Below are 7,133 nucleotides of genomic sequence, written 5' to 3' on the forward strand. Positions count from 1 at the left end.
GTGCGGGGCCGTCCGGCGCGCTGGAGTCAGTCGCCGGACAGGCCACTAGGCTATCATCGGCCTTTCCGTTTCCGCGCCGCTCGCCTTCCGATGGCCCATCGCCCCCGTTTCGCCCTCCCCGCCCCGCTGCGCCTGGCCGGCCTGCTGCTCGCCGTGGTCGTGCTGGCCACCGGCTGCGGCCGCAACAGCAAGGAAGACGCCGACGAAGGGCTGCCGGTCACCGAGCTGTACGAGAAGGCCCACAACCAGATGGTCCGCGGGAACTGGTCCGACGCCGAGCGGACGTTCAAGCGCCTGGTCGCCCAGTACCCGTACGGGCCCTACACCGAACAGGCGCTGATGGAAACGGCCTACGCCCAGTTCAAGGCCGGCAACCACGAGGACGCGGTCTCGACCATCGACCGCTTCATCCGCACCTACCCGACCCACCGCAACATCGCCTACTTCTACTACCTGCGCGGCCTGGCCAACTCCAACCGCGACGCGGTGTTCCTGCAGCGGGTGTGGTCGCTGGATCCCAGCCGCCGCGACCTGGCCTCGCCGCAGCAGGCCTACGACGACTTCGCGCGCGTGGTCCAGCGCTACCCGAACAGCAAGTACGCGCCCGACGCGCGCCAGCGCATGGTCGAGCTGCGCAACCTGTTCGCCCGCCACGAAATGGACACCGTGCTGTACTACATGCGCCGCGGCGCCTGGCTGTCCGCCGCCAGCCGCGCCCAGTACATCCTGGAAACCTATCCGCAGAGCGAGTTCCAGAACGACGCGGTGGCCGCGCTGGCCGCCTCGTACGAGGCGCTGGGCAACGAGGCCCTGGCCGCCGACGCGCGCCGCGTGCTGCAGCTCAACGACCCCCAGCACCCGTTCCTGAGCGGCGACTGGCCGGACTACCCGATGGCGATCCGCAAGCTGAACCCGTTCGCCGGCGAGGTTTCGCCGACCGGCAACCGCAGCGCCACGCGCGACCGCTGACGCCGGCGGGGGCGGGAAGGGAAAAGGCGCGCTTCGGCGCGCTTTTTTGTTCGTGGACCGGCGGGAGCAGCCGGGCAAGCCCGGCTCTACGGGCGGTGCTGCCGGACAGGACCGGCGGCGCGTCGATCAGCCGGAAAACCCGTTGCTGATCGGATAGCGCCGTTCGCGGCCGAACGCGCGCCGCGACACTTTCGGCCCCGGCGCGGCCTGGTGCCGCTTCCACTCGCTGGTCCGGACCAGGCGCAGCACCCGGTCGACCACTTCGGCGGCATACCCGGCGGCGACGATCTCGTCGCGCGACTGCTCCTGGTCGACGTAGCGGTAGAGGATGCCGTCGAGCACGTCGTAGGCCGGCAGCGAATCCTGGTCGGTCTGGTTGGCGCGCAGTTCGGCCGAGGGCGGCCGCGCGATCACCGCCGGCGGGATCACCGGCGCCCCGCCGACCGTGTTGCGCCACTTGGCCAGGCCGAACACCTCGGTCTTGTACAGGTCCTTCAGCGGCGCGTAGCCGCCGCACATGTCGCCGTAGATCGTGGCATAGCCGACCGCGTACTCGCTCTTGTTGCCGGTGGTCAGCAGCAGCCCGCCGAACTTGTTGGACAGCGCCATCAGGATCGCGCCGCGGCTGCGCGACTGCAGGTTCTCCTCGGTGACATCCGTATCGCGGCCCTCGAACATCGCGTCCAGCGCCTGCAGGAAGCCGGTGAAGGCCGGCTCGATCGCCACCGTCTCCAGCTTCACGCCCAGCGCGGCGCACTGCTCGGCGGCCAGGTCGTTGGACAGGTCGGCGGTGTAGCGCGATGGAAGGCGCACGGCGGTGACGTTCTGCGCGCCCAGCGCGTCGACCGCCAACGCCAGCACCAGCGCCGAGTCGATGCCGCCGGACAAGCCCAGCCACACCTTCGAAAAGCCGTTCTTGCCGCAGTAGTCCTGGATCCCGCGCACCACCGCGCGCCAGGCCAGCGCGTCCATGCTCTCGTCGCCGTCGTCCATCCACTGCACCGGCGCGAAGCGGCGCCCGGCGACGTCGTAGTCGACCAGCAGCCACTGGTCGGTGAACGCGGCGGCGGCCGGATGCACGGTGCCGTCGCCGTCGGCCACCACCGAAGCACCATCGAACACCACCGAATCCTGGCCGCCGACCAGGTTGAGGTAGGCCAGCGCCGCACCGGATTCGCGGGTGCGCTCGGCCAGCAGCGCGTCGCGCTGGGCGTGCTTGCCGCGCTCGAACGGCGAGGCGTTGGGCACCAGGACCAGCTGCGCGCCGGCGGCCACCGTGTCGGCCAGCGGCTCGGGGAACCACAGGTCCTCGCACACCACCACGCCGACCGGCACGCCCTGCACCTCGAACACGCAGGGCCCGCCGTCCGGGTCGACCTCGAAGTAGCGGCGTTCGTCGAACACCGCGTAGTTGGGCAGCTCGCGCTTGCGGTAGGTCGCTTCGACCCGGCCGTCGCGCAGCACGCTGGCGGCGTTGTACAGCACGCTGCCGGCCGACTCCGGCCAGCCCACCACGGCCACGATCCCGGTCGCCGCCTTCGCCACCTCGTGCAGCGCAGCCTCGCAGGCGGCCAGGAACGAAGGCCGCAGCAACAGGTCCTCGGGCGGGTAGCCGCTGATCGCCAGTTCCGGGAACAGGACGATGTCGGCATCGAACTCGTCGCGCGCCTCGGCGATCATCCTCGCGATCCGTTCGGCGTTGCGCGCCACCGCCCCGACCGGGAAGTCGAACTGGGCCAGGGCGATGCGCAGGGAATCCTTCATGGCGGCGACCGTTCGTGGGATGCGCCCATGATACCGGCGCGACGTTGCGGACTTGTGGTCGTGCCCGCCGCGGTCAGTCGCGCTCGAACTCGGCGATCTCGTCCAGCAGCGCGCGTCCGCGGCGGATCGCACCGCTCTCGTCGAGGAGCCCGCCCTCGCGCCCCGCGCGCCGGGCGCGGCGGCTGGACAGCCAGGACAGCGCATACGTGCCCAGCCACCCCGCCACGCCCAGCGCCAGGCTGAGCTGGATCCACAACGGCGTGCCGGCGGCCGGTTCCACCCGGCCCAGGCCGGCGAAGGCGACCACCACCAGCACCCACATCACCCACCAGGGCGCCCCGCAGACATTGGCGCTGGCCGCGTAGACGCAGCGCAGCCGTGCCATCTGCTTCTGGATCCGCAGCACCGGCGCCGAGTAGTCGAACGTGCCGATCATGCCCAGGGTGATCCCGGCCAGGGCCACGTGCGCCACGCCGAAGGCATGCACCAGCACGCCCGTCCAGAACAGCCCCGGCACCGCGACATTGCGCGTCCAGCAGGCCACGCCCAGCACGATCAGGCCGATTCCCAGCAGGAACTGCAGCGCCTGCCCCCAGGCCAGCGGGCGCAGGCCGCGGCGCACGTGTTCGAGCTTGCGCTCGCGCAGCAGCTGCCACTGCAGCGCCTCCTGCCGTTCCAGCTGCCGGCCCAGCGCCTGCCAGGCGCCTTTCAGTTCTTCGAGTTCCATGGTCGTGTCCATCGGATGTCCGGTCGTGTGAATCAGTCGTGGAAGGAAGCGGCGGCGTACTCGCGCAGGCGCTGCTTGATCCGCCCGACCCGCGTGGTGACGTTGCTCTCGCCGATGCCCAGCACCTCGGCGATCTCGCGCCCGCTGCGTTCCTCCAGGTAGAGCAGCAGCAGCGCGCGGTCCAGCGGCCCGAGCGTGGCCATGAACCGCTGCAGCAGGCGCAACCGCTCGTGCGTCTCCGGATCGAACGCCGCGCCGCCGGCCAGGGTGTCGGCATGGTCGTCCAGCGGCACCGAGCGGTCCGCCTGCGCCTGGCCACGCAGGAACGAGATCGCGGCGTTCAACGCGATCCGGTACATCCAGGTCGAGAAGCTGCGCGCCGGGTCATAGCCGGGCCAGGCCCGCCACAGCTGCACGGCGATCTCCTGGGCCAGGTCGGCGCGGTCCTCGGCGCCGCGGGCGTAGCTGCCGGCGATCTTGAGCACGATGCCGCGATGCCGCTGCAGCAGCGCGTCGAAGGCCTGGGCCGGGGTTTCGGTCATGGGCGTGGCGAGTTCCATGCGGGATCGCTTCCGTGGGTCATTGTGTCCAATGCACGGGTGATTCGCCGGGACGGGCCGGTTTGTCACAGGCCCCGCCTGCCGGGGTCGGCAGCGGGATCGCAAGGCGAACGCCCCGCGGCTGGGCCCCTGGAGCCTTGCGCGCAAGCGAAAAAGCCTTGCGATCGGGGTTCGCAACCCTGTGCGCAAGGCAGGAAGCCCCGGCGTCGGGGCAAGAGAGCACCGGCGACGAGGCGAAAAGCCCTGATGCCGGCGCTCGGGAGCATCGGCGGCGAGGCCGAGAGCCACGATGCCGGGGCACGAAGGCATCGCCGGCGAGGCAGGAAGCCCCGCTGTCGGTGCTCGGAAGCATCGGCGGCAAGGCCCGCGAGCATCGGCGGCGGGGCTCGCGGGCACCAGCGGCGGGGCCCCGGGGCACCGACAGCGGGACAGAAAGCCCCGGATCCGGAGCTCGGCGGCACCGGCGGCCCAGCAGAAAGCCGCGGCCGCGGGGGCCGGCATCGGGCGGGACAGCCACATCAGCGCAGCTTCGGGCTGGGCCGTGGCAATACGTGTGTTGTCGAAGCCGCGACCCCAACGCCCGCCCGAGGACGCCGTCCTGCCGGGGCATGGCACAAGTGGCACATGGATGTGCCACGACCCGAGTGCGGACAGGGATGTCCGCCCGAGGGATGGGCCATGCCCCGGCAGGGCGGCGGCCCCCGCCGAAGCCAGCGCCTCGCTCGAACGCCCCCGACCGAAGCCCGCGCTCCTGCCCAGCAGCCTTGGCCAGAACACAAAAAAAGGCCGCCCGGAGGCGGCCTTTTCTCAGTGACGCACGGCAGCGCGAATCAACCGCCCAGGCGGGCCTTGATCGCCGCGCCCAGGTCGCCCGGCGAGCGCACCGTGGTCACGCCCGCCGCTTCCATCGCGGCGAACTTGCCCTCGGCCGTGCCCTGGCCGCCCGACGCGATCGCGCCGGCGTGGCCCATGCGCTTGCCCGGAGGGGCCGAGGCGCCGGCGATGAAGCCCACGACCGGCTTCTTGACGTGCTGCTTGATGTACTCGGCGCCCTCTTCCTCGGCGCTGCCGCCGATCTCGCCGACCATGATGATGCCCTCGGTCTGCGGATCCTCGTTGAACAGCTTGAGGCAGTCGACGAAGTTCAGGCCGTTGATCGGGTCGCCGCCGATGCCAATGCAGGTCGACTGGCCCAGGCCCACGTCGGTGGTCTGCTTGACCGCTTCGTAGGTCAGCGTGCCCGAGCGCGAGACGATCCCGATCTTGCCCGGCTTGTGGATATGGCCCGGCATGATGCCGATCTTGCACTCGCCCGGGGTGATGATGCCGGGGCAGTTCGGGCCGATCAGGACCACGTCCGGATGGCCCTTGAGCACGTTCTTGACGCGCAGCATGTCCAGCACCGGGATGCCCTCGGTGATGCAGACGATGACCTTGATGCCGCCGGCGGCCGCTTCCAGGATCGCGTCGGCCGCGAACGGCGGCGGCACGTAGATGACCGAAGCGTCGGCGCCGGTCGCCTTGACCGCATCGGCGACGGTGTTGAACACCGGCAGGCCGATGTGGGTCTGGCCGCCCTTGCCCGGGGTGACGCCGCCGACGACCTGGGTCCCGTACTCGACCATCTGCTCGGCGTGGAAGGTGCCCTGCTGGCCGGTGAAGCCCTGCACGATCACCTTCGTGTTCTTGTTGATAAGAACGGACATGCTTTTAGTCCTCGTAATGCTTGTTGGGGCGCCGGCTCCGGATGCGCGACATCGGCCTGCGCCGCTGTCCGGTGCGTGCCTCCACATCCCCCGTCCCGCCGCTTCGCGGCGGGCCACCCCCTTGACTCAAGGGGGGAGATGTCGGGTTCACGCCATCCGTGGGCCGTCGAAAAGAATCAGGCGGCGACGGCGGCGACGGACTTCTTGGCGCCGTCGTTGATGTCGTCGGCGGGGATGATGGCCAGGCCGCTTTCCTTCAGCAGCTTCTTGCCCTCTTCCACGTTGGTGCCTTCCAGGCGCACGATCACCGGCACCTTGACGCCCACGTCCTTGACCGCGGCGATGATGCCCTCGGCGATCATGTCGCAGCGGACGATGCCGCCGAAGATGTTGACGAAGATCGCCTTGACCTTGTCGGAGGACAGGATCAGCTTGAACGCGGTGGTGACGCGCTCCTTGGTGGCGCCGCCGCCGACGTCGAGGAAGTTCGCCGGCTCGCCGCCGTTGAGCTTGATCACGTCCATGGTCGCCATCGCCAGGCCGGCGCCGTTGACCATGCAGCCGATGTTGCCGTCCATGGTGACGTAGTTGAGGTCGTGCTGGCTGGCCAGCACCTCGGTCTCGTCCTCCTGGCTCTTGTCGCGCATGGCGACCAGGTCCGGGTGGCGGAAGCTGGCGTTGTCGTCGGAGTTGACCTTGCCGTCGAGCGCGTACAGGTCGCCGCTGTCCAGGATCGCCAGCGGGTTCAGCTCGACCAGGGCCAGGTCCTTCTCGTTGAACAGGCGGTACAGCCCGGTCATGATCTTGACCAGCTGGCCGACCTGCTTGGCGTTCAGGCCCAGGGCGAAGCCGACGTCGCGCGCCTGGTACGGCTGCAGGCCCTCGACGAAGTTCACGTTCAGGGTCTGGATCAGGTGCGGCGTCTCGGCCGCGACCTGCTCGATGTCCACGCCGCCCTCGGACGAGGCGATGTAGGTGATCGACTTGCTGCCGCGGTCGACCAGCACCGACAGGTAGAGTTCCTTGGCGATCTCGCCGGCCTCGGTCACCAGCACCTGGTTGACCGGCAGGGCCACGCCGCCGGACTGGTAGGTGGCCATCTTCGTGCCGAGCATGCCGATGGCGGCGTTGAACACGTCGTCGGTCGTCTTGCAGAACTTGACGCCGCCGGCCTTGCCGCGGCCGCCCGCGTGGATCTGGGCCTTGACCATCCAGGGGCCGCTGCCGAGGGCCTTGGCCGCATCGACCGCTTCGGCCGGGGTGGACGCGACGCGCCCGGCCGGGACCGGGATGCCGTAGTCGGCAAACAGTTGTTTCGCCTGGTACTCGTGGAAATTCATGCTTCACCAGTGGGGTGGGGAACGACCGCCGGGCCGGCCGTGGATCCGGGCCGATGGGGGCCGGGGC

Annotated in this window: 6 protein-coding genes; 1 reads left to right on the forward strand and 5 read right to left on the reverse strand. The window is 70.2% G+C overall.

The genetic code is table 11. From position 1 onward, the window contains the following. Positions 1 to 90: 90 nt before the first annotated feature. The gene (locus CSC66_RS17005) at positions 91 to 969 is read left to right on the forward strand and encodes an outer membrane protein assembly factor BamD (protein ID WP_162378603.1); all 879 of its coding nucleotides are present in this window, start codon (positions 91 to 93) and stop codon (positions 967 to 969) included. Between the two features lie 126 nt (positions 970 to 1,095). On the opposite strand, the gene CSC66_RS17010 is transcribed toward CSC66_RS17005, so the two are convergent. The 5 genes from CSC66_RS17010 to sucC all read right to left on the reverse strand — a co-directional run bounded on the left by CSC66_RS17010 (position 1,096) and on the right by sucC (position 7,066). After that, on the reverse strand, positions 1,096 to 2,733 hold the full coding sequence (locus CSC66_RS17010; protein WP_162378604.1) for an NAD+ synthase: 1,638 nt from the start codon (positions 2,731 to 2,733) through the stop codon (positions 1,096 to 1,098). A 73-nt stretch (positions 2,734 to 2,806) separates the two neighbouring features. After that, positions 2,807 to 3,472 (reverse strand): serine/threonine protein kinase, encoded by a 666-nt coding sequence (locus CSC66_RS17015; protein ID WP_162378605.1) that lies wholly within the window; start codon positions 3,470 to 3,472, stop codon positions 2,807 to 2,809. Between the two features lie 20 nt (positions 3,473 to 3,492). Further along, a complete protein-coding gene (locus CSC66_RS17020) occupies positions 3,493 to 4,002 on the reverse strand; it encodes a sigma-70 family RNA polymerase sigma factor (protein ID WP_238394445.1) in 510 nt (169 codons plus the stop codon). Positions 4,003 to 4,850: 848 nt separating this feature from the next. Continuing rightward, positions 4,851 to 5,726, reverse strand: a complete 876-nt coding sequence (gene sucD, locus CSC66_RS17025; RefSeq protein WP_162378607.1) for a succinate--CoA ligase subunit alpha — start codon at positions 5,724 to 5,726, stop codon at positions 4,851 to 4,853. A gap of 176 nt (positions 5,727 to 5,902) precedes the next feature. Next, positions 5,903 to 7,066 (reverse strand): ADP-forming succinate--CoA ligase subunit beta, encoded by a 1,164-nt coding sequence (gene sucC / locus CSC66_RS17030; RefSeq protein WP_162378608.1) that lies wholly within the window; start codon positions 7,064 to 7,066, stop codon positions 5,903 to 5,905. Positions 7,067 to 7,133 lie beyond the last annotated feature (67 nt).

This window comes from Pseudoxanthomonas kaohsiungensis (assembly GCF_010211765.1).
Lineage (GTDB): Bacteria > Pseudomonadota > Gammaproteobacteria > Xanthomonadales > Xanthomonadaceae > Pseudoxanthomonas > Pseudoxanthomonas kaohsiungensis.